A 24,415-nucleotide genomic window follows, 5' to 3' on the forward strand; every position below is an offset into this window, starting at 1 on the left:
AATAGTTTACAATTCAATATCGCCCACAGGATAATCGCCAAAGTGGTGAGATAAACTAATTGTCTTATATGTAGTTCTCGAGTATTTGTTTGAGAAAAGAATAATACACGTATTGTCTTTAGCTAAACGAATATATGACGAAGTGTTTCCACGCCACCATCCATTGTGATAAGTATAAAACTGACCATTTTGCATTTCTATTAGGCGAATACCTAATCCGTAATTTCTTATACCTGGATTTTCAAAACTATATCCTTGATAAATTTGATCCTTTACTTTTTTACTTAAAAACTCGTCAGAGTACATAGCCGTATCAAACTTTAAGAAATCACGGGGAGTAGTAAAGATATTTTTATCCCCATACGTACCATCCATATAATCCCAATCCATCAATCGCATCTTACTTGTAAAGGATTGAGATACCTTGTTTTTATTACTAATATCATCAAACACAAAACTGTGCGTCATACCAAGTGGTTCAAAGATTAACTCTTCAACTGCCTTTTTAAATGGTTTTTGTGTTACTCTCTCAACAATTTCTGCTAATACAACATAGTTAGTATTACTGTATGCAAAGCGAGTATTGGGTTTAAAGTCTAACGCTACCGTCTGTTCTTCAATTACCTTGATAACATCGCTATTGCTAATCGTTTTAGTTCTGTCCCATACATTGTCGTAGTATCCATAATAACGCAATCCGCTTCGATGACTCAACAAAGTGCGCACGGTAATCTCTTTATAAGGGAAACGAGGAATAATCTCGGAAACACTCTGATCTAAACTAATTTTGCCTTGATCTACTAATCTCAACACAGTAGTAGCCGTAATTACTTTTCCGACAGAAGCAACGTGGAGGGGAGTATCACTTGTAATCTTCTTTTTACCAGTACGGTCATAAACTCCAGAATAGTCTTCATAGATAATCTTTCCGTTCTTAGCAACAAGAAAACTTCCGGTGTAATCACCCGTTTTAATATTATTGTGATAAAATTCTTCTACTTCCTTTCTTTGTTTTTCAATATAACTACTTGAGAGTTCTTCAAACTCTACAGTATAAGGGTTTTCGACAAGTATATTATGCTCTTTATTAATTGCCGTATTAATCGCTAAATCCTTTGATTTATTAGAATTATTACACGCACAAAAACAAAGCGCGGTTAGTACTGATATTGTTAGTTTGTTTGTTTTAATCATCATTATTGTAAATACAAAGCCAGTTGCCCTTTTACAGGCAACTGGCTAATTGTCTATTCTTTTATTTTTATTTAATCCCTAATTGGTCTTTTGTACTTTTAACCAAGGCATCTTTATGTACTAATACAGAAATAGATTTAAGTTTCATATAAGGAACACTCATATAAATGTAACCATCGTTTCCAATGCGTTCACTATTTCCTCCCCAAGAGTTTTTAACTTTATAATAAATATTTCCCTTTTGGTCTTTTACCTTTCCAACAATATGCATTAAGTGGTCATCTTGCGTATCAAAGCTATAAAAGTCCTTTAATCTAAGCTCAGCATCCACAGCTTTTTCAGTGATTATCTCCGTTAAACCTTTCTTTTCATCTTCTTTAGAAGTAGCTACAAAAGCCACACCGTGTTTAGATGAGAAAGTGGCTTCAGAAACATCACAATCTAAAGAAAGAGTAAATCCTTTATCAAGTGCATTGTCAATATTTTTGATGTATTCCTCTAAAGGAAGGTTATACATACTCCCGTTAGAAAAGTTATCAGGAATATTTAAAATAAACGGAGTATAATTCTTCTGGTTTGCAAAAGAAGTAATTGTTACGTAGTTGTCTGGATTAATTCCTGTCATTTTTAAAAATGACTCAGGCGTATATTTCTTTCCTTCATAAGTAAACTCTTTTACTTGCTTACCCATATAAGTATCAAGAATGTTTTCTGTGATACTTTTCCAATGCATAGAAATAGGTCCGTTACTTTTAGCATAAGCATCAATAACACTTTGAAGCGTTTTAAACATTTCACTGTGGTTATACGTTTCTTGCCCCATTAAACCAGAATATGCTTCAATTGGTACAATACCATAATCACGTACGCTATTAATTACATCGTGAGCAAGCCCACCTTCACCAAACTGTGCTTTTCCTTGTCTTAAGATATAATTCTCTATTTTCTTTGGGTACGTATTACGCACTGTGTACATTTCAGATAAGTCAATATGCTTGCCCTTTATTCTAATAATCTCAGATTCTAAAAAAGAAGAAGTACTAAAACTCCAACAAGTTCCTGTGTTTCCTTGACTGATTACAGGATTCGCATCAATGTCTATAATATTTTGAAATTCATATTGTTGAGCGTAAGAATTCATCACTGCAAATAACAGTGACATTGAAATTATAAGTTTTTTCATGAGGTATAATCTTTAAGTATTGCAATATAATGCAAAAAATAGGTTATTTTTACCCTAAATTCAAAAAGATTATGAGTAAGATACAATGGGAAACAGCGATCGAGTTTGAAGACATTACATATAAAAAATGTGGTGGAGTAGCTCGTATTGCTTTCAATAGACCAGAAGTTCGTAACGCTTTTAGACCAAAAACGACAAGCGAACTATATCGTGCTTTTTATGATGCACAAGAAGATACATCAATCGGTGTAGTACTTTTATCAGCAGAAGGACCTTCGCCAAAAGATGGAGTTTATTCATTTTGTAGTGGAGGAGACCAAAAAGCAAGAGGTCACCAAGGATACGTAGGAGAAGATGGAATGCACCGTTTAAATATTTTAGAAGTACAACGTTTGATTCGTTTTATGCCTAAAGTAGTTATTGCTGTTATCCCTGGATGGGCAGTTGGTGGAGGACACAGTTTACACGTAGTTTGTGATATGTCATTAGCGAGTAAAGAACACGCTATTTTCAAACAAACTGATGCTGATGTTACAAGTTTTGATGGTGGATACGGATCTGCGTATTTAGCAAAAATGGTTGGACAGAAGAAAGCACGTGAAATTTTCTTCTTAGGAAGAAATTACTCTGCTCAAGAAGCTTTTGAAATGGGAATGGTTAATGCTGTAATTCCGCATGCTGAATTAGAAGATACTGCGTACGAATGGGCTCAAGAAGTATTAGCAAAATCACCTACATCTATTAAAATGTTGAAGTTTGCAATGAACTTAACAGATGACGGAATGGTAGGACAACAAGTATTTGCAGGAGAAGCTACTCGTCTTGCTTATATGACGGAAGAGGCAATTGAAGGTAGAAATGCGTTCTTAGAAAAACGTAAACCTAACTTCCCTAAAAAATGGATTCCATAATAAGAATATAAAAGCGATTGCTTTACAATATTTAAAACCGATTTCACTTATGAAGTCGGTTTTTTTGTTTAAACATTACTTTAATCCAAATGCAGAAACCTTCTTTGAGTCTATAATCCCATATTAAAATACTCCACGAAACTTTTCTTCCTACTTCAGAATGTAATGAAATAACATATCCGGTGTTGTTTTACAAATTACAACCCCACCTCCTAAGCAAATAAGAATTATAGGGATAGTTACCTACCTTCATACTTATTAGATAATAAAGCTATGAGTAAACTAAAAGCAAATAAGTATAACGAACCTAAAAAGAGGATAAATAGCGTTATTCGAAAGTTTGTTCTTTTAGTTCGTACGGAAGACAGCTTTTCATTTGCAATGTAAACATATAGCTAAAACCCTAAATAAAGAGTTTAAACACGTAAAACCATTTGAAAACACCCAAACGTATAGCTAAACAATAAAGTACCTCTAGAAGTACTTATTTCATTTATCAGTTGTATTTCTACTTTCTCTCTCGAGACAATAAATAAAAACAGTCGATATAGTTCTTACTATAGGTAAATAAATCAACAAGCTTATTAGAACATAAGCAAGTTCCTTTTTAGAAAAACTAAAATATTTAATCCAACCTGGAAAAATAGGAGTCTCTATAAAAAAGATTCTATATCTAATAGAGGAGAGTAGGGAATCATAAAAAGGCGCCCTATTTATACTTTTAAAAGTAGGGGGATATCTATTCAAAAAGAGCATCATTTCAGAAAGAACTTAGATGCTTGTCAAGAATATATTGTCAAATAAGAGGTCTAATTTAGTGATAATTCAATGTACTATTAGTCCAAAAAGAGCATTTATAAACTCAGAAAAAGAATGGTTTTAAATCTATTAATATTACATAAAAAGAGTATATTTGCCCACTTGAACATAGGCTTATACCTTGTTATGAGATGAATATAGTCAACTACAAACTCTTCTCAAATCAATGCATCTTATAGTTTAAGCAATCAATTCATTTGTTTTGAAAATCAACAAGATACACTTGCCAAAAACAACACATAACTTTTAGTTATAAGTATAAAACAACCTTGAAAAGACTGATTTACACCTACAAATCAAAGCCACTAAGTCACTTAAAGCTTCACTTTAACTAACTTCCTCTAATTTACTACTTCGTAATGCTTTTTTCACAAGTAAAATAAGTTGAATAATTTATTTAGTTAATAGCTTGGGGTATCTTATTATTCAATGTAACTTTACTTCACTTTATAAACCAAAAAAAATGGCCCAATTAATAGTGAAACGTAAAAAAGCAGTTGTAGATAGAAACAGAAACTACAGTGTTTTTTTAGATGGAGATAAGATTGCATTAATACCTAATGGCGAGGAATTGACTTTTAATATCAATCCAGGTAAGCATATTATAAGTGCTAAAGTTGATTGGAATTCTTCTAATGCGATTGTTTTTGAAGTACAAGAAAACGATACTATTCATTTCACTTTGTCTACTGCAAATCCTTTTTCAGCTATTTATTATACGTTAGTAAAACCGAATAAGTACTTGAAGTTTAAGTTGCATAGCATTACAAAATAACATTTCTCAAAGCCACATCAGTTCTTCTTTATCTTTTGATTTGCATGCTTTTCTAATAATAAGGAGTAACTTTCATATTTTCTCTTTAATTTTGGACTTTGATTACTGCAAGCAGTAATACAAAAGCTTAAAATAATTAAAAGAGTTTATGACTAAAACTAAAGCGTGGATTAGTGCAGCAAGACTGCGTACACTGCCACTTTCAGTATCAGGTATTATAGTTGGATCAGCTTGTGCTTATCCTTTTTTTTCGGCAAATATACTATTCACAAGTATCTTCTTGTTTGCTATTTTGACTACATTATTGCTACAAATACTTTCAAATTTTGCCAACGATTATGGAGATGGTGTAAAGGGAACTGATAACGAAAATCGTATTGGTCCACAACGCGCAGTGCAAAGCGGAATCTTATCTGCTCAACAGATGAAAAAAGGGGTTATTGTAACATCAATCCTTTCTTTAATAGCTGCATTAATCTTAATCTATTTATCATTCGGTAAAGACAATTTCTTTACTTCTCTATTTTTCTTTGTCTTAGGAATTGCGTGTGTAGTTGCCGCAATTAAATACACAGTTGGAAAAGGAGCTTATGGTTACAAAGGCTTAGGTGACTTATTTGTATTTATCTTTTTCGGATTAGTAAGTGTATTAGGTAGTTTCTATTTATACGGACAAGTATTCGATTTCTGGGTAATCTTACCTGCTATTGCTATTGGAAACTTGAGTATTGCTGTTTTAAACATCAACAATATGCGAGACTTAGATGCGGATAAAGTAGTAGGTAAAAATACACTTGCAGTTAAATTAGGTAGAGAAGGAGCTAAGAAATACCATTATTTCATCATTCTATTCGCTCTAACAGCATTAGTAGTCTACGGAATACACGCTGGTTTCAGTGCTATTAACTATCTATTTGTAATAGCTTATATTCCTTTAATCAAACATTTAATATTTGTAAAACAAAACACTATTCCTAAAGAATTAGACACACAAATGAAGATTGTTGCTTTATCAACTTTCTTATTGTCTGTTTTATTTTCATTAGCTTTAGTATTCTAAAAAAGATAAATTATGAAAATTACGTATTACGGACATGCTTGTTTAGGCATTCAAATAGAAGATATCAATATTATTGTTGACCCGTTTATCACAGGGAATCCATTACCTGAGGCAAAAGCAATTGACGTAGATGCAATTAAAGCTGATTATATCTTAATTACACATGCACACGGTGATCATATCGCAGATGTAGAACGAATTGCAAAAAATAATCCTGATGCACTAATTGTATCAAATGCAGAGATTGCAGGTTATTATGAAGCTAAAGGACTTCAAGCACATCCAATGAATCATGGAGGTAGCTGGTTATTTGATTTCGGTAAACTTAAATATACTCCAGCTATACACTCAAGTTCTTTTCCTGACGGTAGTTATGGAGGACAGCCAGGAGGATTCGTTATTGAAAGTAAAAACAAGAATATCTATATCGCAGGAGATACATCATTAACGATGGATATGCAATTAATTCCAATGTTTACTAAGCTTGATTTAGCTATTTTACCTATTGGAAGTAATTTTACAATGGATATAGACGAAGCTGTTATTGCTTCAAATTTTGTGCAATGTGATAAAGTTTTAGGCTATCACTTTGATACGTTTGGTTATATTGAAATTGATCATGAAGAAGCTAAACGTAAGTTTTTCGAAAAAGGAAAAGATTTAATGCTTTTAAACATTGGAGAAAGCTTAACATTATAAAAGAATTATGAAAGCAAGTTATAAAAGACATTTACTTGAATTTAAGAGACCTTCAGGCACATCAAGAGGGGTTCTTACAGAAAAGGAAACGTGGTTTATTAAACTCGAGCATAATGGCAAAATAGGAATAGGAGAGTGCGGTATACTGCGCTCTCTTAGTTTTGATGATAGACCCGATTATGAAGACAAGCTAAAATGGGTTGTTCAAAATATTCATTTAGGAAAAGAGGCTTTGTGGAATGAGTTACTTGAATGGCCTTCAATTCAATTCGGAATAGAGCAAGCTTTTCTATCACTTGAAAGTAATAACCCGTATATTTTATTCCCTTCAAAATTTACAAAAGGGGAAGACTCTATTCCTATTAATGGATTGATTTGGATGGGGGAAGAAGCCTTCATGAAAGAGCAAATTGACGAGAAGTTAAAGCAAGGATTTAAATGTGTTAAACTTAAAATTGGAGCAATAGATTTTGAAAAAGAGCTCGGGTTATTGCGTTATATTCGTGAGCATTTCACATCAAAAGATATTGAATTAAGGGTTGATGCAAATGGTGGTTTCTTGGCAAGTGATGCTTTAAGTAAACTAACACAACTTTCTGAATTAGAACTACATAGTATTGAACAACCTATCAAACAAAAGCAGTATGACAGTATGTCAGTACTATGTAAAAATACTCCATTACCTATTGCACTTGATGAAGAGTTAATAGGTGTAATCAACCTCCATGACAAAGTTGATTTATTAGATAAAATTGCCCCACAATATATTATCTTAAAGCCAAGTTTAGTAGGTGGAATTAAAGGTAGTTTGGAATGGATTAAACTTGCTGAAGAACGCAATATTGGTTGGTGGATTACATCAGCTTTAGAAGGTAATATAGGACTAAATGCAATAGCTCAATGGACCTTTACTTTACATTCAAATCTACCTCAAGGATTAGGAACAGGTGCTCTTTATACTAATAATTTTGATTGTCCATTAGAAGTTAAAAATGGAGAGTTGTGGTATAATACAGAAGAAGACTGGAATGTTAATCTATAAGATTACTTATAAAACCATAAAAAATGCCTGAAAACTTAGTTTGTTTCCAGGCATTTTTTATGGTAATTATTTACTTCGTCTATATCCGTCTGGTGAAACACCAATGTACTTTTTAAAGAATCTTGAAAAATAAGAATTATCTTTAAAGCTAAGCTTGAAAGCAATCTCGGCAACACTTAAATTCGTGTTTACAAGTAATCTTTTACTTTCTAATAAAATCCTATTTCTGATCAATTCACCAGAAGATTGTCCCTTGAATTTTTTACATTTTGAATTTAAATAATTTGGACTTACGTGTAGTAGTTTTGCATAGTCATTAGGAAATCGGAGCTCATAAAAATGCTTATCTATTAATTTTTCATAATTATTAACCAAAGCAGAGTAGTGGATTCTATCGTCAGATAACTTATTTTTAGACTCATATAACTCTACAGCAGTCAAAAGCAATTCTAAAACATAAACGTGTAATAAACTGAATTCCTTTCTTCTTTTATCATTAAAAGCTATCTTTATACTATTGAACATTCTATCAAATTCATTGAAAAATTTATTAACTTTGAATAGATTTTCAGTGTTGTGTTGACTAAAGAATTTGAAATTATTTAAAAAATCTTTATCAACTAAATAAGAATAGAAGAAATCAATTGTAAAATTTAATACATAACCTTGTGTAGACTCATTAAAATCCCACTTATGAACCTGACTGGAGCAATAAAGAATAAATCACCTTTATTAATATTAAATGTCTTATTATCAATAAAATGCTTACCAGTTCCGCTTGTAATAAATAGTATTTGGTAGAATAAATGATGATGAGCAATTGAAACTAAACTATTTTGAGATTCAACAACATCCTTTAAATCAAAGATTATACAATCTTTATGATTGTTATATTGATCTAATAAATCACAGCTATTAAAACGAGGAATATTATTCATTTCATTCTTTTATAATTACTAATCATAGTATTAAATAAACATACTATATCTACAAATTTAGTAAATATTCCCAAACAACTCACATTTAATTAACAATTAATATACACGATAATACATATTATGTAAAATAGATTATTAAAATACTACTCTAACACTATCACATCCTTTTAAATCTATATATATTTGTAACCTAAATTTCAAACAATGCTATACCTTATATTGAGTATCATTGGCAGTCTTTCTGTTGGTGTATTACTTAAAATAATCAAGAAACTTCCAATTGATATTTATCAAATAATTATCATTAACTATATTTCAACTGTAGCTTTATCAAGCTTTATTTTTAAACCTAATTACACTATGGTTGATAGTAATTTCCCTTATCTATTAGTTATAGTTTTAGGACTTTTATTGCCATCAATATTTATATTTCAATATTTAAGTATTAAACATACAGGAATTATAAAAACAGATATTGCTCAACGAATGTCTCTTTTTATTCCTATCATGGCTTCAATATTTCTTTTTAAAGAGAATATTACGATGTTGAGATATATTTCGTTATTTCTCGGTTTTATAGCGGTTTACTTCATACTTAGTAAAGCAGAAAAAGACGCAGCTAATATAAATTCTAAAAATATCTTATTTCTAATTTTAGTATTTGTAGGTTTTGGTGTAATTGATATTCTATTTAAACAAATGGCATTATACTCAGTTGTTCCTTATACTACTACTCTATCTTCTGTCTTTATCCTTGCCTTATTATTGTCTTTACTATTTTATGGCATATTTTGCTTTGTCAAAAAAATAAAACTAAATATCACAAAATACACCTTACTATTTGGGGTAATTATAGGTGTTTTAAATTTTGGTAATATATACTTCTATCTAAATGCGCACAAAGCTTTTGCACAAAACCCAACAATTGTATTCGCAGGAATGAATTATGGTGTTATTGTATTTGGAACTTTAATCGGCTATTTTGGGTTTAAAGAAAAACTTAGTAAAAAGAATGCCATAGGTTTAATACTTGCTATTATTGCAATTGCGTTATTAATGTATAGTCTAAAGTAAACTCTTGAATATATCATATCAAAAAAAATCCCTCGAATAGTAATATACTATTCGAGGGATTTTTTATATCTATAAACCTGTATTACTACTGATTATGTCCTTCTATAATTGTTTTGATTACTTCTGGATTGATTAATGTAGAAACATCTCCAAATTCCTGTGTTTCTCCATTTGAAATCGCTCTTAATATTCTTCTCATAATCTTTCCTGAACGCGTTTTAGGAAGACTCTCTACGAATAGAATCTTGTCTAATTTAGCAATCGGTCCAATGTGACTTGAAATCTGATTGTTAATCTCTTTCATAAGATTCTCACGATCACGGTATTCTCCTTCTACTTTAAGCGTAATAAAGCCATACAGTGCATTTCCTTTAATATCATGCTTATAACCAACAACCGCACTTTCTGCAACTGCTGGGTGCTCATTTATAGCATCTTCAATTGGAGCTGTACCTAAATTGTGACCTGAAACAATCACAACATCATCAGCACGACCAGTAATTCTATAATATCCTACTTCATCTCTTAATGCACCATCTCCTGTAAAATATTTACCAGGGAATTGACTAAAATACGTTTCTTGATATCTTTCATGGTCTCCCCAAATTGTTCTTGCCATAGATGGCCATGGAAACTTAATACACAGAGCTCCATCAATTTGGTTATCTTCAATTTCATTTCGCTTCTCATCCATCAAAACAGCTTGAATACCAGGTAATGGCAATGTAGCGTAAGTTGGTTTAGTCGGTGTAATAAAAGGCAACGGAGAAATCAAAATACTTCCCGTTTCTGTTTGCCACCAAGTATCCACAATTGGACATCTCTTTTTACCAACATGGTCATTATACCAGTGCCAAGCTTCTTCGTTAATTGGTTCTCCTACAGACCCAATTACTCTTAAACTTGATAAATCGTGTGAATTTACATATTTGTAATCCTCCGTCATTAATGAACGAATTGCCGTTGGTGCAGTATAAAACTGTGTAACTCTATATTTATCAATGATATCCCAAAATCTACTTGGTGTCGGATAAGAAGGAACTCCCTCAAACATTACAGTAGTAGCACCATTTAATAAAGGACCATAAACTATGTATGAGTGACCTGTAATCCAACCACAATCTGCTGTACACCAGAAGATATCTTCTTCTTTATAGTCAAAAATATTGCGGAATGAATACGCCGTTTGTACCATATAACCCGCCGTTGTATGAACCATTCCTTTAGGTGAACCTGTAGATCCTGATGTATAAAGAATAAACAGAGGGTCTTCAGCATCCATAACTTGAGCTACGTGATTTGTTGATGCTTCTTCATATAATGGCTCTAACCACAAATCTCTACCTTCTACCATTTTTGTTTCAGCACCAGTTCTATTAACAACTAATACTCTTTCTACTGAAGGACAGTTAACTAACGCCTCATCAATAATTGGTTTTAACGGAATAGTCTTGCTTCCTCTAAAGCTACCATCTGATGTAATAACAAACTTACATTCAGAATCGTTTACTCGTTTTGAAACAGCAGATGAAGAAAATCCTGCGAATATCACACTGTGAATTGCACCAATTCTTGCACAAGCTAACATAGCTACAGATAACTCCGGAATCATTGGTAAGTAAATACAAACCCTATCCCCTTTTTTAACTCCTTGATCTTTCAGAACGTTTGCCATTTTACAAACTCTGATATATAAGTCGTTATAAGTGATTGTTTGTGCTTCTTCTTCCGGATTATTAGGTTCAAATATAATAGCTGCTTTATCTCCGCGTTTTGCAAGATGTCTATCTATACAGTTTTTTACAATATTAAGTTTACCATTTACAAACCATTGAAATTTTGAGTTTTCCATATCAAAGTCAAAAACTTTGTCCCACACTTGGTACCATACAAAGTTTTCCTCAGCTATTTTACTCCAAAATTTACGTGGCTCTCGAACAGATTTTTTATAGTGTTTAAAATACTGTTCAAGGTTCTCTATTTTATAATAACTCATGGTTTAGTAGTAATATTTTTATGTTATGTTATTTTAAGTTTCTAAATATATGATATTAGAGGTAAAAAACAAAAAGTCATACATTATTTATAAAAATAATGTATGACTTTTTTATATACTAATTTTCTATGTTAAATATTATAGAGTCCTTTTTTTGCTTCGTTATACTCAGCAACTACCTCATTGATAATATTTTGAACTGTATCTATTTTATTAATAAGACCAACTATTTGTCCAATTTCAAGTTCTCCTTCTACAAGATCACCTTCAAACATTCCTTTTTTTGAACGGCCGCGTCCTAAGTATTCTCTCAGTTCTTCTACAGAAGCTCCATTTTTATACAAATCTTGTAATCCTAAATAGAAATCATTTTTGATAAGTCTAACTGGTGCTAGTTCTTTCAAACTTACCATTGTATCTCCTTCTTGTGTATCTAATAAGAGATTTTTAAAATTATCATGTGCCGAACTCTCCACTGATGCTGCAAAGCGTGTTCCCATCTGAACTCCATCTGCTCCTAAAACCATCGCTGCAAGCAAACCCTTTCCTGACGCAATTCCGCCCGCTGCAATCAACGGAATCGAAATTCTCTCTTTAACCATCGGAATTAATGTAAAAGTCGTTGTTTCCTCCCTTCCATTGTGTCCTCCGGCCTCAAATCCTTCTGCCACGATAGCATCTACACCTGCATCTTGTGCTTTTAAGGCAAATTTAGAAGAACTCACAACATGAACAACCGTAATTCCGTGTTCCTTTAAAAAAGGGGTCCACGTTTTTGGATTTCCTGCTGATGTAAAAACAATCTTTACGCCTTCTTCTACAAGGATATTCATAATCTCCTCAACGTTAGGGTAAAGCATTGGAACATTTACGCCAAATGGCTTATTTGTTACTTTTTTACACTTTTGAATATGTTCTCTAAGCACATCTGGATACATAGAACCGGCTCCAATAAGACCAAGTCCACCACTATTACTTACAGCACTTGCCAACTTATACCCACTATTCCAGATCATTCCACCTTGAATAATAGGATATTCGATGCCAAAGAGTTCTTTAATTCTATTCATAATTTTTTGATTGGTTGGTTATACTTTTGATATCACCCCCGAACCGATTAGTTCGTCTGCGATATGCCAAGATACAAATTGTCCCTCAGTTATTGCAGATTGTGGCTCATCAAATCGTACATACATACCATTTTTAACTTTATGTAAAGTTGCTTTTTGTAATGGTTGACGGTATCTAATACGTGCATAAATCTCCATTGACTCCCCTTCTTTCAAAGCTAAATCTTCTCTTACCCAGTGAATTTCACTCTCTTTTACAAAAAGTGATTTGTGAAATAATCCTGGATGTTGGTGACCTTGACCTGTATAAATCACGTTATCTTTCACATCGGTAGCAATGATAAACAAAGGTTCAACCGTACCTCCTACATTAAGTCCCTTACGCTGACCTGTTGTAAAAAAGTGTGCTCCATAGTGCTCTCCTACTTTCTTACCCATTTCAGGTGTGTACACAAATGCCTTAGCCTCTGCCTGTAATTGTTCTTCTAAAGTAGCATACTCCACTCCTTCCTGACTTTTAAATACAGCGGCATCTTTTGGAATCTCGTAAATAAACCCGTCTTTTGGTTTCAACTGTTGTTGTAAAAACTCAGGTAAACGCACTTTTCCAATGAAACACAATCCTTGTGAATCTTTCTTGTCTGCTGTAATTAAATCCATTTGAGCTGCAATCTCACGCACTTGTGGTTTCAACAACTCTCCAATTGGGAATAAAGACTTTGCTAACTGCTCTTGTGACAATTGACATAAGAAATAAGATTGGTCTTTATTAGGGTCAACACCTGCTAACAGTTTATAAACAGTTTCCTGTGTTCCATCAGCTTTAGTGATTACCTCCTCTCCTTTTCTACAATAGTGACCTGTAGCAACATAATCTGCTCCTAAGCTCAACGCTATTTTCATAAAAACGTCAAACTTAATCTCACGATTACATAAAACATCTGGATTTGGCGTACGTCCATTCTCATATTCGTTAAACATATAATCAACGATACGCTCCTTATATTGTTCGCTTAAGTCAACTGTTTGAAATGGAATACCCAATTTCTCAGCCACCATTAAGGCGTCATTACTATCTTCTAACCACGGACATTCATTAGAAATTGTCACTGAATCATCGTGCCAATTCTTCATAAATAATCCAATTACATCATATCCTTGTTCTTTCAGTAAATAAGCGGCAACACTTGAGTCTACCCCTCCTGAAAGTCCTACTACTACTCTTTTTTTCATAATAAAAAATATTGCAACAAATTTACATTAAATGCCACAATACAGAAAGCTTTTCAATTACCTTATCATTTAATTATGATAAGAAAATATTAATATTATTGTCCTTACTCTTGATTCATTTTATTTCCAAGATATTCAGACTGTTCTTTAGCCTTGTTTATTCCTTCAATCAATGATTTTTCAAGATTACATTGATTAAAAAAAGCAATTGCCTTTTCTGTTGTACCTCCTTTTGATGATACTTTAGCAATCCAATCTTGTGTTGATAAAGAGTTTGACTCATATAACCCCAATGCTCCTGAAATAGTTTGTTTTACCAATAACTCTGCTTGTGAAAGTTCAAATCCAAAATCTAAAGCAGATTGAATCATTGCTTGCATAAAATAAAACACATAGGCTGGTCCACTACCCGATACTGCAGTTGCTGCGTCAATTTTATTTTCTTCTGCAACATAAACAGATTTACCAGTTGTGTTAATTAAGTTTTGAATGATAAATAGCTCTTTTCTATCTAACTCCTCAGAAGCCGTAAATACTGTCATCCCTTTTCCTATTTGTGTGGGCAAGTTTGGCATAGAACGCACTACTTTAGTAATACCCAATTTCTCTTTTATCCCTTCTATTGAAATACCTGCCATAACAGAAACTACAATCTGCTCGGGCTTTAAAAAGGGCTTTAAGTTTAAAGCCAATTGATTAAAGTCCTGTGGTTTCACAGCAATAATTACGATATCACGATTACTTAATTCGCTATCCAATACATAGCGATAAGAAAGTTGATGAATGTTTCTACTATCATTTGCTACTCGTTGTGAGCGCGTATAGATCAAAACATCTTCCGGAAGAATGAAACGTGAATTGATAAAACCGTTAGCAAACGTGCTCCCCATATTCCCCATTCCAATGATTGCTATTTTCATAAAAAAAAACACCCCTGAATTAGATCAGGGGTGTTAAATGTAAAAAAATATATTTGATTATTTCTTTTTATTTTGTTGTTCTTTCAAACGTTGTTGCTCTTGTGCTTGTTCCATCATCTCTTGCATCTTACGTTGAAATCTTCCTTTCGGACGGTCTTTTTTAGTTTTGTTCTCTTCAATCTTAGCTTTAATCTTCTCTTCTTTTACAATGTGATTTTTGATCACATACATAATTCCGATAGTAATAGAGTTAGAAACAAAGTAGTATAAACTCAATCCAGACGCGTAGTTATTAAAGAAGAATAACATCATTAATGGAGAGATATAAATCATCACCTTCATGATTTTACTCATATCTGGCATACCTTCTTGTGCTGGTTGCGCCATTTGTTGATCTCCTGTTGTCATTTTCATATAGATGAAGATTGCAATAGAAGCTAATAATGGGAACAAACTCACGTGACTTCCATAGAATGGAATTTTAAATGGTAATTCTAAAACCGAGTCATACGATGATAAGTCAGTTGCCCATAAGAAACTTTTCTGTCTTAAATCAAAAGCAGACGGGAAGAATTGGAACAACGAGTAGAAAATCGGAATTTGTAACAACGCTGGTACACATCCTGCCATTGGATTAACCCCTGCTTTAGAATACAAGTTCATTGTTTCTTGTTGTTTCTTCATCGGGTCATTTTTGTACTTCTCATTCAATTCAGTAACCTCTGGACGAATAGCTTTCATTTTAGCTTGAGAAACGTATGACTTGTAAGTTAAAGGTGAAATTAACAATCTCACTAATACTGTCAATACGATAATAGCAATACCGTAAGGTAAGAATGAACTCAATAATCCAAATACTGGAATAAATAAGAAACGGTTAACCCATCCAAAGATTCCCCATCCTAATGGTACGATATTGTCTAAGTTTTTGTCGTATGATTTCAAGATTTTGTAATCAGACGGTCCAAAATACATATTCATATCGTAGCTCAACTCTCCGTTAGAATATTCTAAAGGAATAGTACTTGAGAATTGTTTTGTAAATTCAGTATCTACATCTTCGTCAATTACTAAGTTTTTAGAAACTAAGTCAACAGACGTAAAGTTTTTGTTTGTCAATAAAATTGACGTAAAGAAATGTTGTTTATATGCAATATAAGAAACATCTTTTACTGTTTTATTGTCGTCTTTACTTGTTGGACTTAAATCGTTATCCTTACCTCCTTCATATTCGTAGTATAAACGAGTATAACGGTTTTCGTAAGAAATACTTTTCTCATTAGTATATGATTTTAAATCCCATTTTAACTGCGGCGTTTTACTTAAATCAACAACTTTGTTTAAACCTTGTGTACGGATTGAGAAATCAATCATATAGTCATTTGGTTTTAAAACGTAACGGTACTCCAAGAATTGGTTTTCCGATACTTTCAAACGCATAGATAACACTTGATTTTCTCCTTCTTTAGATACTTCTGGTTCAAAGTATAAATCTTGTGTATTAAACACACGATTATCTGAAGTATGTAATTCTAAGTTGAAATTTGAATTTCCATCTTTAATTAACTCAACAGTTTTTCCTGAGTTTTTATTAAAACTATCAAATTTATTTACAACTACATTAGATAAACTACCTCCTTTATTTTCAACTACTAAAGTAAGAAAATCAGTTTTTAATTCTGTTTTCTCCTCTTGAGCAGAAGGTAAAGTTGCACTAAAAGCGAAAGGACCAAGTTTCGAACGTAACGCTTCAGTCATAATAGAATCGTTCTCTATATGATTACTTATTGCATTAGATATACTTTCTGACTCTGTCTGTTGAATAACTTCTTTTTGCGCTATCTCTTTGTCTTTCACAATAGCTTCTTGCTCTTTGTTGATATTGTTAAACATCATCCAAATCAGCAACCCGGCTATGACAACAAAGCCGACAATACTGTTACGATCTATTTTTTTTCCTTCCATTATTTAATTTGTAATTTATCAAATGTTTTTTTGAAATTAACCTTCTATTAAGCGATAAGCTTAATTAGTTTTTTTCTCCATAGCAGCTTTCACAAAATTCACAAAAAGAGGATGTGGTTTTGCTACTGTACTCTTATATTCTGGGTGGAACTGAACTCCTACAAAGAATGGGTGCGTATTTAATTCTACGATTTCTACCAATCCTGTGTCTGGGTTACATCCTGAAGCTACTAATCCTGCTTTCTCGAAATCTTCTAAATATTGATTATTGAACTCATATCTGTGACGGTGACGTTCGTTAATCATTGTTTCTCCATAAATATCGAATGCCTTAGTTCCTTCTTTCAATTTACAATCCCATCCACCAAGACGCATTGTTCCTCCTTTATCTGTAATATTCTTTTGTTCTTCCATGAACGTAATTACAGGATATTGAGTACTCTCATTTACCTCAGTAGTATTAGCATTTGTAAATCCAAGAATGTTTCTTGCATATTCAATAACTGCCATCTGCATACCTAAACAAATACCTAAGAACGGAATATTATTCTCTCTTACGTATTTAATAGTCTCTATTTTTCCTTCAATTCCACGAGAACCAAAACCTGGTGCTACCAATACAGCATCTAAGTTTTTCAATTTCTCAGTAACATTATTTGCAGTAATATTATCAGATTGAATAGAAATGATGTTCACTTTAATTTGGTTTTCAGCACCACCGTGAACTAATGCTTCTAAAATAGATTTGTAAGAATCTTGTAATTCTACATATTTCCCAACTAAACCAATGTTTACTACGTGTTTTGGATTTTTCAAACGGTGAATAAATTCGTTCCATTTTACTAAATCTGGCGTAGTTCTCTCTGGTAAATCTAATTTTTTAAGCGCTACTTTATCTAACCCTTCTTGCAACATTAAGTTAGGCACATCATAAATAGTATCAGCATCAATAGACTGAACTACAGCTTCTGGCTTAACATTACAGAATTGAGCTAATTTTTGACGAATTTCAGTACTTAAGTTGTGCTCAGTTCTACAAACTAAGATATCAGCTTTAATACCACTTTCCATCAATGTTTTAACCGAGTGCTGTGTAGGTTTTGTTTTTAACTCACCTGCAGCTGCTAAATAAGGAACTAATGTCAAGTGAACAACAATTGCATTGTTATCTCCTAACTCCCATAATAACTGTCTAACAGACTCGATGTATGGCAATGATTCAATATCCCCTACAGTACCACCAATTTCAGTAATAACGATGTCATAATCACCTGATTTACCAAGTAATTGCATACGCTCTTTAATTTCATTAGTGATATGAGGAACAACTTGAACAGTTTTACCTAAAAACTCTCCTCTACGTTCTTTCTCGATTACAGATAAATAAACTCTACCTGTTGTAACGTTATTCGCTTGAGATGTTGGCACATTCAAGAAACGCTCATAATGTCCTAAATCCAAATCTGTCTCTGCTCCATCATTAGTAACGAAACACTCTCCGTGCTCATACGGATTTAAAGTTCCTGGATCCACGTTAATGTATGGATCAAACTTTTGAATTGTAGCGGAATATCCACGTGCTTGCAATAGTTTCGCTAACGAAGCAGCGATAATTCCTTTCCCTAAAGAAGATGTAACTCCTCCTGTAACAAAAATATACTTAGTTTGTTTCATTTAGTCGTTTATTTGTTGTGTTGTTAAAAATAAAACTTGGCAAAAATACAACTTTCCAAGCTATTCTTCTAATTTTAGCGAATTTAAAAAAGTCAACTTTACAAGATATAAGAGTAAACTTTTGATTTATAAATACTTTTATACCATTATTAAAGTAAGCTATTTCATTTTTTAAAACATTATTCCTTTTATACCTTGCTGATTTGCCATTTTACGGCTATTTAAAACAGCAACAACGATTAACTCTATCACAATAGTTGTTCCAAGAAACAGATAACTGCCACATTGTACTATTAAATAGAGAAAAAACACACCTATTCTTATAATCTATTATTGACAATCTGATTTATTCTTTCTCTATTGCAAAACTTCTTCACCTTTTTTGACATAGTTTTTAAGCAAACTCGTCTAATTACATTATTCTTAATATTATTCTCTTTACCCCCTGCCAAAGAGAATTTAATTTGGTTTTTACACAACTATGCTAAATAAAATTCAATCAAATACATTAAAAATAGCTATTTTTATTACCTAAAACACACTTAAATAAATAATTTATTGAATAAAAATTATATTTTATGCGTTTTTACAGATTATAATACAATTGGTTTTTATACTTTTGTACCAAATTTAAGAAATGGAACAAGGTAAAGACAACTCAAAAGTAATTCGTGGTTTAAAAGCGAGACACATATCTATGATTGCCATAGGTGGATGTATTGGAACAGGACTATTTATGGCAAGTGGAGAAGCAATTCATCAAGCAGGACCCGGAGGTGCTTTATTGGCTTATGCGATGATTGGATTAATGGTATATTTCTTAATGACTTCTTTAGGAGAGATGGCTACATACTTACCAGTTTCTGGTTCTTTTAGTACGTATGCCGCTCGATTTGTAGATCCTTCTCTTGGTTTTGCCTTGGGGTGGAACTATTGGTTTAACTGGGTCATTACAGTAGCTGTGGATATATCAATAGCCGCAGTAGTAGTATCTTATTGGGAGCCTATGAACTTCTTACCTACTTGGGGATGGAGCTTATTGTTTTTCTTAATTATATTTGGATTAAACACTTTATCTGTAAAAGCATATGGTGAGTCAGAATACTGGTTTGCTATTATTAAAGTAGTAACAGTAGTTTTATTCTTAGGTGTAGGACTACTTACAATATTCGGTATTTTAGGAGGGGAATATATCGGAATGAAAAACTTTACATTAGGAGAAGCTCCTTTTTTAGGGGGTGGTTTTTCTGGTAAGTTTCTGTCTGTTTTAGGTGTATTCTTAATTGCTGGTTTCTCTTTTCAAGGAACTGAACTTATCGGTATTACAGCTGGAGAATCAGAAAACCCTGAGAAAAATATCCCTAAAGCTATCAAACAAGTTTTCTGGAGAATTTTAGTATTCTATATCTTATCAATCTTTGTAATCGGATTAATTATTCCGTACACAAGTCCTTCTTTATTAGGAGCTGAGATTACTGAAATTGCTAAGTCACCGTTTACTTTAGTATTTGAACGCGCTCACTTAGCTATTGCAGCAGCTATTATGAATGCAGTTATTCTAACATCAATTTTATCTGCTGGTAATTCAGGACTATATGCCTCTACCCGTATGTTATATGCGATGGGAAAAGACAAAATGGCTGCAAAAGCATTTGGTACTGCCAACAAAAAAGGAGTTCCTATGATTGCGTTAGTTGTAACAGGAGTAATTGTATTGTTAATTTTCTTAATTCAAACAATTCACCCACAAGCAGTTGATTTCATTCTTGCTGCATCTGGATTAACAGGATTTATAGCTTGGTTAGGTATTGCAATCAGCCACTATAGATTTAGAAGAGCCTATACACGTCAAGGAAAAGACATCAAAGACTTAGTTTACAAAGCTAAATGGTTCCCATTCGGACCTTTATTTGCCTTGTTATTGTGTATTTTAGTTATTATTGGACAAGATTCACAATTGATCTTTGAAGGGAAGTTTGATTGGCAAGGAATATTAATTACCTATATGGGTATTCCTTTCTTCTTAGGCTTTTACATTTACCACAAGGTAAAACACAAAACAAAACTAATACCATTAGAAGAAGTTGATTTAAGTAAGTAATAAATTTTAAGCTGAAAAAGGGGTTATAGTGTAATGCTATAACCCCTCTTTTATTTTTTTATAAGCTTAAACTCGTAATTACCTTCACTGGTATTTGCTTTAGCAATATACAATCCTGCTGTTAAATTTCTAACATCGAGGATATCTCCTGAAAAATTGTTATGAACTTGTATCTGTTGTCCAGAGTTATTAAACAATGCAATGCGATATATTTTAAGTTTAGAATCATAAAGCAAATTAACCTTATCCATTACAGGATTAGGCCATAAAACTATTGGACTAACACTTAACTCGCTAATTAAACTTTCATCTACTTTTTTAAAAACATCATCCACCTGACGATTTAAAGACACAAACTGCATCCTTTCTTTAGTAGATAATATCAAAGAATAATTCTGTTGCTGCTTTTCTAAATTACCTTTATGAGTTACTTTTATTTCTACTTTTCCTTTTGGTAGATTAGCTATTGTAATTCTCTCTAAGTTATCGACATCATTGTCACTAATTATGGGAGATGGATTTTTTAAATTCTTACGTAATGTCCAAGGAAGAAATATTGTATTACCAACTTTAACTCTTATATCTAAGTCATTCACCAATGCTTTTGTCACTACACCGCTCATTACCAAATTATAATCATATGGCCCAGGTGGATCTGTCCAAGCCAAAGTCAGATTAAGTGAATTATTATTTTGATAGTTTTCAAAAACATACACTCGGTCATTCTTGTTTGTAATCCCATCCTCTATTAAATATGTTCTTCCAGAAATAGTTTCCTTAAGCATCTCTATTCCCCTCATAACATCGAGTACTCCCCATCCGTAAGAAGGATTTGGAGCCATATTATTATTGAGAGAAATTTGTTTATTATCAACTATCATATCATTATTAACGTGAGCTGATTGCACTAATAAAGTACGAATAGAAGCTGCCTTTAAAATATCACCAAAATACTTATTAGACCATTGTTGCCAAATAGCAACTGCACCTGTTACAATCGGAGTTGCCATTGAGGTTCCTGACTTAAAACCATACAAATCTTTTTTAAGGACATAATCTTCTGATTCTTCAATATCACTTAGAGTTGAAAACAAATCAGTACCATTGGCAATTATGTCTGGTTTAATTCTAAAATCAAGTGTGGGGCCACGACTACTATAATTTGCTAATTTTAAATCATTTATATTGCCATCACCTACAAAATCTTTCCCCGCGCCTACAACAATTGCATTTTTTGAAGTAGCAATTCCTAAAATAATACAATGTCCCAAACCACCTGGCCGTAACAGCTCATCATATTCCTGATTATTTCCTGCCGCTACAACCGCAGTATAATAGTCATTTTTTTGTGTAACATAGTCAAAATCTACAGCTCTACTTTCATAAGCTCCTACAGATTTTCTATTTACTTTTAACTCTCCAAAAATACCTACTGCTGCAATGCCATAAGAATGATTAGATACTATCATTCCTTCAAGAGATGAATAGTACATATCACGAATATCTTTTAACCAATCAAAAGACCATAAATTAGCTCCAGGCACTATACCTTTTGCTTCACTTTGAATACCGGCAGACAACAAAGTTCCAGTAACATGAGTACTATGCAACTGTGCGAAACGATAATTTCTTCGTACCAACCAATTAGTGAAATTTTGAGGATAATCTGATTTCAATACAATATTTTTATTGTCTGTAAATTCTTGATGTTCTGCAAACAACAAAGAACTATCAAAAACACCTATTAGTACACCATCTCCTTCTAAAGTAATCTCTGAATTATTTTTAAGTTGATGAAAGTTTGAGATTTGTGCAGCCTTGTGGTTCATTGTTTCATAGTACACAGGATTCCCTCCTAAATCAACCCCTACAAGCTCTACATATTCCCCTGTACTTTTTACAAAACTCCGTTCTAATCCTGTTTGTTTAACTAACTGATCTACAGAGAGTCTTTGCTTTTCAGCATTTTGCTCTACTTTATTGATATCTTCTTGATGATAACGATACAGTTCTATTCTTTGCTTTTCAGCTTGTTTGGACTGCGCAAAAACCACAGTACTTACAAGTAAAAAACTTATTATAAAAATTAAATATCTACTCATAGTGCGTGGTTTTTAAATTACACAAACATTTCTATTTATATAATAAATACACCAAAAAGCACACCAAATAACAAAAAAAACACAATTTTACAAAAACATCATTAAAAAATACACAATGTTATAAATAAATATAAGTTTTTAAAAAATAGAATTACCTTTTCTTCGAAATTTCCCAATATTCATCTAATTCTTTCTCAGTCAAATTTGAGATCTCTTTACCATCTGCTTTAACTAACTCTTCAACTTTAGTAAATCTGCTAATGAATTTATTATTAGACATAGTCAATGCCTTTTCAGCGTCGATACCAACAAAACGAGCGTAGTTAATTAATGAAAACAAAATATCACCAAACTCATCTTCCATCTTCGCCTTATCTTGTACTTTTTCCTCTACTTTAAACTCCGCTATTTCTTCTTCAACCTTATTCCAAACGTCTATTTTATCACTCCAATCAAACCCAATACCACTTGCCTTTTCTTGTATACGATGCGCTTTAATCAAAGCAGGCAATCCTTTAGGAACTCCAGCTAATACAGACTTATTACCTTCTTTTAGCTTTAACTTCTCCCAATTTTGCTTTACTTCTTCTTCCGTACTCACTTCTACATCTCCATAAATATGTGGATGTCTAAAAATAAGTTTATCAGAAATACTGTCTGCTATATCTTTAATATCAAACAACTCTTTCTCATCACCTATTTTAGCGTAGAAGAATATGTGCATTAGTACATCTCCTAATTCCTTTTTCATTTCATCCGTATCCCCTTCAGTAATACTATCTACCAATTCATAAACCTCTTCTATTGTCAAGTTTTTAAGCGAATCAAATGTTTGTTTTTTGTCCCAAGGACACTTTACACGTAATTCGTCTAAGATTGTTAATAGTCTATCTAAAGCGGCTAATTGTTCTTCTCTACTATGCATAATATAACAGTTTTCAAGCTATAAAGATAAAACAATAAGCAACCTTCTCAACTGTTAAACCTATTTAAAAAAGTGAGCAAAATAATTCGCAAAGTTTTAATAATAAACGCAGAAACAATAAAACTTGTGCAAAATATGTAGTTTCTACTAACTTTTAGGATAGTTAATCACCACACTATAACATTGTATATCAAAACTTTAAACAAACATTACCTTTACTTTGTCTAAAGGGCTATTTCCTTATTTCACTAAAAACTTTATTTTTGCCCTGAATTAAATTATACACTTGAAGCATAAGCACTACATATTATATTCTTACCTATTTATAGGTATAATAGCATCCATTACCTTACTCGAGGTAATGCAAGGGATGGTGCATGCTTTATATCACCAAGATAAATTATTCACTCAATCAGAATTAGCTCTACAATCAAATAGTGACTTAAATGATTATGAAAGTTGCACACATGTAAAAAGTGCGATTGACAAAGCACATAAATGTGATTGTGAGTATTTTAGTTTTACAAAAGTTTATACTACTTCAGTTATTTATAAAAATATTACTACTAACATTGTTTCAAATTTTAAGAAAGATTATTTCTTATTAGTCAAAGTTAATAGTAGTAATTACTACCATTTATTTACATCAAGACCACCACCTGTATTAATTTAATAGAAATTAAGGCAAACTTTTATTGTTTTATCAACAATAATCCGTTTTAAATCTGTCAAAT

The 24,415-nt window shown here is 32.3% G+C and carries 20 protein-coding genes; 8 read left to right on the forward strand and 12 right to left on the reverse strand.

Going from position 1 to position 24,415, the window contains the following annotated elements; translation table 11 throughout:
* Positions 1-6: 6 nt before the first annotated feature.
* Positions 7-1,197: a serine hydrolase domain-containing protein gene (locus AABL81_RS04150; protein WP_341340409.1), complete on the reverse strand. Its 1,191-nt coding sequence runs from the start codon at positions 1,195-1,197 to the stop codon at positions 7-9.
* A gap of 64 nt (positions 1,198-1,261) precedes the next feature.
* Positions 1,262-2,377, reverse strand: a complete 1,116-nt coding sequence (locus AABL81_RS04155) for a C1 family peptidase (RefSeq protein ID WP_341340410.1) — start codon at positions 2,375-2,377, stop codon at positions 1,262-1,264.
* A gap of 71 nt (positions 2,378-2,448) precedes the next feature.
* Between AABL81_RS04155 and AABL81_RS04160 the strand changes: the two genes are divergently transcribed.
* From AABL81_RS04160 to AABL81_RS04180, 5 genes are all read left to right on the forward strand, one after another.
* Positions 2,449-3,288, forward strand: a complete 840-nt coding sequence (locus tag AABL81_RS04160; protein ID WP_341340411.1) for a 1,4-dihydroxy-2-naphthoyl-CoA synthase — start codon at positions 2,449-2,451, stop codon at positions 3,286-3,288.
* 1,282 nt (positions 3,289-4,570) lie between these two features.
* Positions 4,571-4,882, forward strand: a complete 312-nt coding sequence (locus AABL81_RS04165) for a hypothetical protein (protein WP_158210938.1) — start codon at positions 4,571-4,573, stop codon at positions 4,880-4,882.
* Between the two features lie 148 nt (positions 4,883-5,030).
* On the forward strand, positions 5,031-5,942 hold the full coding sequence (menA, locus tag AABL81_RS04170; protein WP_341340412.1) for a 1,4-dihydroxy-2-naphthoate octaprenyltransferase: 912 nt from the start codon (positions 5,031-5,033) through the stop codon (positions 5,940-5,942).
* Positions 5,943-5,954: 12 nt separating this feature from the next.
* Positions 5,955-6,641 carry a metal-dependent hydrolase gene (locus AABL81_RS04175; protein ID WP_341340413.1) on the forward strand — a complete coding sequence of 229 codons (687 nt, stop codon included), beginning with the start codon at positions 5,955-5,957 and terminating at the stop codon, positions 6,639-6,641.
* 7 nt (positions 6,642-6,648) lie between these two features.
* The gene (locus AABL81_RS04180; protein ID WP_341340414.1) at positions 6,649-7,683 is read left to right on the forward strand and encodes an o-succinylbenzoate synthase; all 1,035 of its coding nucleotides are present in this window, start codon (positions 6,649-6,651) and stop codon (positions 7,681-7,683) included.
* 66 nt (positions 7,684-7,749) lie between these two features.
* Here the strand turns inward: AABL81_RS04180 and AABL81_RS04185 are convergent, their stop codons facing one another.
* Complete coding sequence (locus AABL81_RS04185) at positions 7,750-8,208, reverse strand: helix-turn-helix domain-containing protein (protein ID WP_341340415.1); 459 nt, start codon at positions 8,206-8,208, stop codon at positions 7,750-7,752.
* 128 nt (positions 8,209-8,336) lie between these two features.
* Complete coding sequence (locus AABL81_RS04190; protein ID WP_341340416.1) at positions 8,337-8,621, reverse strand: AraC family ligand binding domain-containing protein; 285 nt, start codon at positions 8,619-8,621, stop codon at positions 8,337-8,339.
* A gap of 204 nt (positions 8,622-8,825) precedes the next feature.
* Here AABL81_RS04190 and AABL81_RS04195 point away from each other — a divergent pair, with 204 nt between their 5' ends.
* Positions 8,826-9,695, forward strand: coding sequence for an EamA/RhaT family transporter (locus AABL81_RS04195; protein ID WP_341340417.1), 870 nt, complete (start codon positions 8,826-8,828; stop codon positions 9,693-9,695).
* 85 nt (positions 9,696-9,780) lie between these two features.
* On the opposite strand, the gene acs is transcribed toward AABL81_RS04195, so the two are convergent.
* The 6 genes from acs to AABL81_RS04225 all read right to left on the reverse strand — a co-directional run bounded on the left by acs (position 9,781) and on the right by AABL81_RS04225 (position 18,553).
* On the reverse strand, positions 9,781-11,691 hold the full coding sequence (gene acs / locus AABL81_RS04200) for an acetate--CoA ligase (protein WP_158210944.1): 1,911 nt from the start codon (positions 11,689-11,691) through the stop codon (positions 9,781-9,783).
* Between the two features lie 131 nt (positions 11,692-11,822).
* Positions 11,823-12,761, reverse strand: coding sequence for an NAD(P)H-dependent flavin oxidoreductase (locus AABL81_RS04205; protein ID WP_341340418.1), 939 nt, complete (start codon positions 12,759-12,761; stop codon positions 11,823-11,825).
* Between the two features lie 18 nt (positions 12,762-12,779).
* Positions 12,780-13,994, reverse strand: a complete 1,215-nt coding sequence (gene mnmA / locus AABL81_RS04210; RefSeq protein ID WP_158210946.1) for a tRNA 2-thiouridine(34) synthase MnmA — start codon at positions 13,992-13,994, stop codon at positions 12,780-12,782.
* Between the two features lie 104 nt (positions 13,995-14,098).
* Positions 14,099-14,914 (reverse strand): pyrroline-5-carboxylate reductase, encoded by an 816-nt coding sequence (proC, locus tag AABL81_RS04215; protein WP_341340419.1) that lies wholly within the window; start codon positions 14,912-14,914, stop codon positions 14,099-14,101.
* A gap of 57 nt (positions 14,915-14,971) precedes the next feature.
* On the reverse strand, positions 14,972-16,879 hold the full coding sequence (gene yidC, locus AABL81_RS04220) for a membrane protein insertase YidC (protein ID WP_158210947.1): 1,908 nt from the start codon (positions 16,877-16,879) through the stop codon (positions 14,972-14,974).
* A 60-nt stretch (positions 16,880-16,939) separates the two neighbouring features.
* Positions 16,940-18,553: a CTP synthase gene (locus tag AABL81_RS04225; RefSeq protein ID WP_090409831.1), complete on the reverse strand. Its 1,614-nt coding sequence runs from the start codon at positions 18,551-18,553 to the stop codon at positions 16,940-16,942.
* Positions 18,554-19,190: 637 nt separating this feature from the next.
* On the opposite strand from AABL81_RS04225, the gene AABL81_RS04230 reads away from it, so the two are divergent.
* Positions 19,191-20,654: an amino acid permease gene (locus tag AABL81_RS04230; protein ID WP_158210948.1), complete on the forward strand. Its 1,464-nt coding sequence runs from the start codon at positions 19,191-19,193 to the stop codon at positions 20,652-20,654.
* Positions 20,655-20,704: 50 nt separating this feature from the next.
* Here AABL81_RS04230 and AABL81_RS04235 read toward each other — a convergent pair whose 3' ends face one another.
* Both AABL81_RS04235 and mazG read right to left on the reverse strand, forming a co-directional pair.
* Positions 20,705-22,708: a S8 family serine peptidase gene (locus AABL81_RS04235; RefSeq protein ID WP_341340420.1), complete on the reverse strand. Its 2,004-nt coding sequence runs from the start codon at positions 22,706-22,708 to the stop codon at positions 20,705-20,707.
* Positions 22,709-22,907: 199 nt separating this feature from the next.
* Positions 22,908-23,681 carry a nucleoside triphosphate pyrophosphohydrolase gene (gene mazG, locus AABL81_RS04240; RefSeq protein ID WP_341340421.1) on the reverse strand — a complete coding sequence of 258 codons (774 nt, stop codon included), beginning with the start codon at positions 23,679-23,681 and terminating at the stop codon, positions 22,908-22,910.
* Positions 23,682-24,042: 361 nt separating this feature from the next.
* On the opposite strand from mazG, the gene AABL81_RS04245 reads away from it, so the two are divergent.
* The gene (locus AABL81_RS04245) at positions 24,043-24,354 is read left to right on the forward strand and encodes a hypothetical protein (protein ID WP_233269273.1); all 312 of its coding nucleotides are present in this window, start codon (positions 24,043-24,045) and stop codon (positions 24,352-24,354) included.
* Positions 24,355-24,415: the final 61 nt, after the last annotated feature.

Source organism: Myroides sp. C1519 (assembly GCF_038039755.1).
Taxonomy (GTDB): Bacteria; Bacteroidota; Bacteroidia; order Flavobacteriales; family Flavobacteriaceae; genus Flavobacterium; species Flavobacterium phaeum_A.

Bases quoted from the DNA above. Each gene is read 5' to 3' on its own strand.
- mnmA (WP_158210946.1), bottom strand. From the start codon at position 13,994: ATGAAAAAAAGAGTAGTAGTAGGACTTTCAGGAGGGGTAGACTCAAGT.
- AABL81_RS04175 (WP_341340413.1), top strand. From the start codon at position 5,955: ATGAAAATTACGTATTACGGACATGCTTGTTTAGGCATTCAAATAGAA.
- AABL81_RS04160 (WP_341340411.1), top strand. From the start codon at position 2,449: ATGAGTAAGATACAATGGGAAACAGCGATCGAGTTTGAAGACATTACA.
- proC (WP_341340419.1), bottom strand. From the start codon at position 14,914: ATGAAAATAGCAATCATTGGAATGGGGAATATGGGGAGCACGTTTGCT.
- AABL81_RS04185 (WP_341340415.1), bottom strand. From the start codon at position 8,208: ATGTTCAATAGTATAAAGATAGCTTTTAATGATAAAAGAAGAAAGGAA.
- AABL81_RS04150 (WP_341340409.1), bottom strand. From the start codon at position 1,197: ATGATGATTAAAACAAACAAACTAACAATATCAGTACTAACCGCGCTT.
- AABL81_RS04245 (WP_233269273.1), top strand. From the start codon at position 24,043: ATGCAAGGGATGGTGCATGCTTTATATCACCAAGATAAATTATTCACT.
- acs (WP_158210944.1), bottom strand. From the start codon at position 11,691: ATGAGTTATTATAAAATAGAGAACCTTGAACAGTATTTTAAACACTAT.
- AABL81_RS04155 (WP_341340410.1), bottom strand. From the start codon at position 2,377: ATGAAAAAACTTATAATTTCAATGTCACTGTTATTTGCAGTGATGAAT.
- yidC (WP_158210947.1), bottom strand. From the start codon at position 16,879: ATGGAAGGAAAAAAAATAGATCGTAACAGTATTGTCGGCTTTGTTGTC.
- AABL81_RS04180 (WP_341340414.1), top strand. From the start codon at position 6,649: ATGAAAGCAAGTTATAAAAGACATTTACTTGAATTTAAGAGACCTTCA.
- mazG (WP_341340421.1), bottom strand. From the start codon at position 23,681: ATGCATAGTAGAGAAGAACAATTAGCCGCTTTAGATAGACTATTAACA.
- menA (WP_341340412.1), top strand. From the start codon at position 5,031: ATGACTAAAACTAAAGCGTGGATTAGTGCAGCAAGACTGCGTACACTG.
- AABL81_RS04165 (WP_158210938.1), top strand. From the start codon at position 4,571: ATGGCCCAATTAATAGTGAAACGTAAAAAAGCAGTTGTAGATAGAAAC.
- AABL81_RS04225 (WP_090409831.1), bottom strand. From the start codon at position 18,553: ATGAAACAAACTAAGTATATTTTTGTTACAGGAGGAGTTACATCTTCT.
- AABL81_RS04190 (WP_341340416.1), bottom strand. From the start codon at position 8,621: ATGAATAATATTCCTCGTTTTAATAGCTGTGATTTATTAGATCAATAT.
- AABL81_RS04205 (WP_341340418.1), bottom strand. From the start codon at position 12,761: ATGAATAGAATTAAAGAACTCTTTGGCATCGAATATCCTATTATTCAA.
- AABL81_RS04230 (WP_158210948.1), top strand. From the start codon at position 19,191: ATGGAACAAGGTAAAGACAACTCAAAAGTAATTCGTGGTTTAAAAGCG.
- AABL81_RS04195 (WP_341340417.1), top strand. From the start codon at position 8,826: ATGCTATACCTTATATTGAGTATCATTGGCAGTCTTTCTGTTGGTGTA.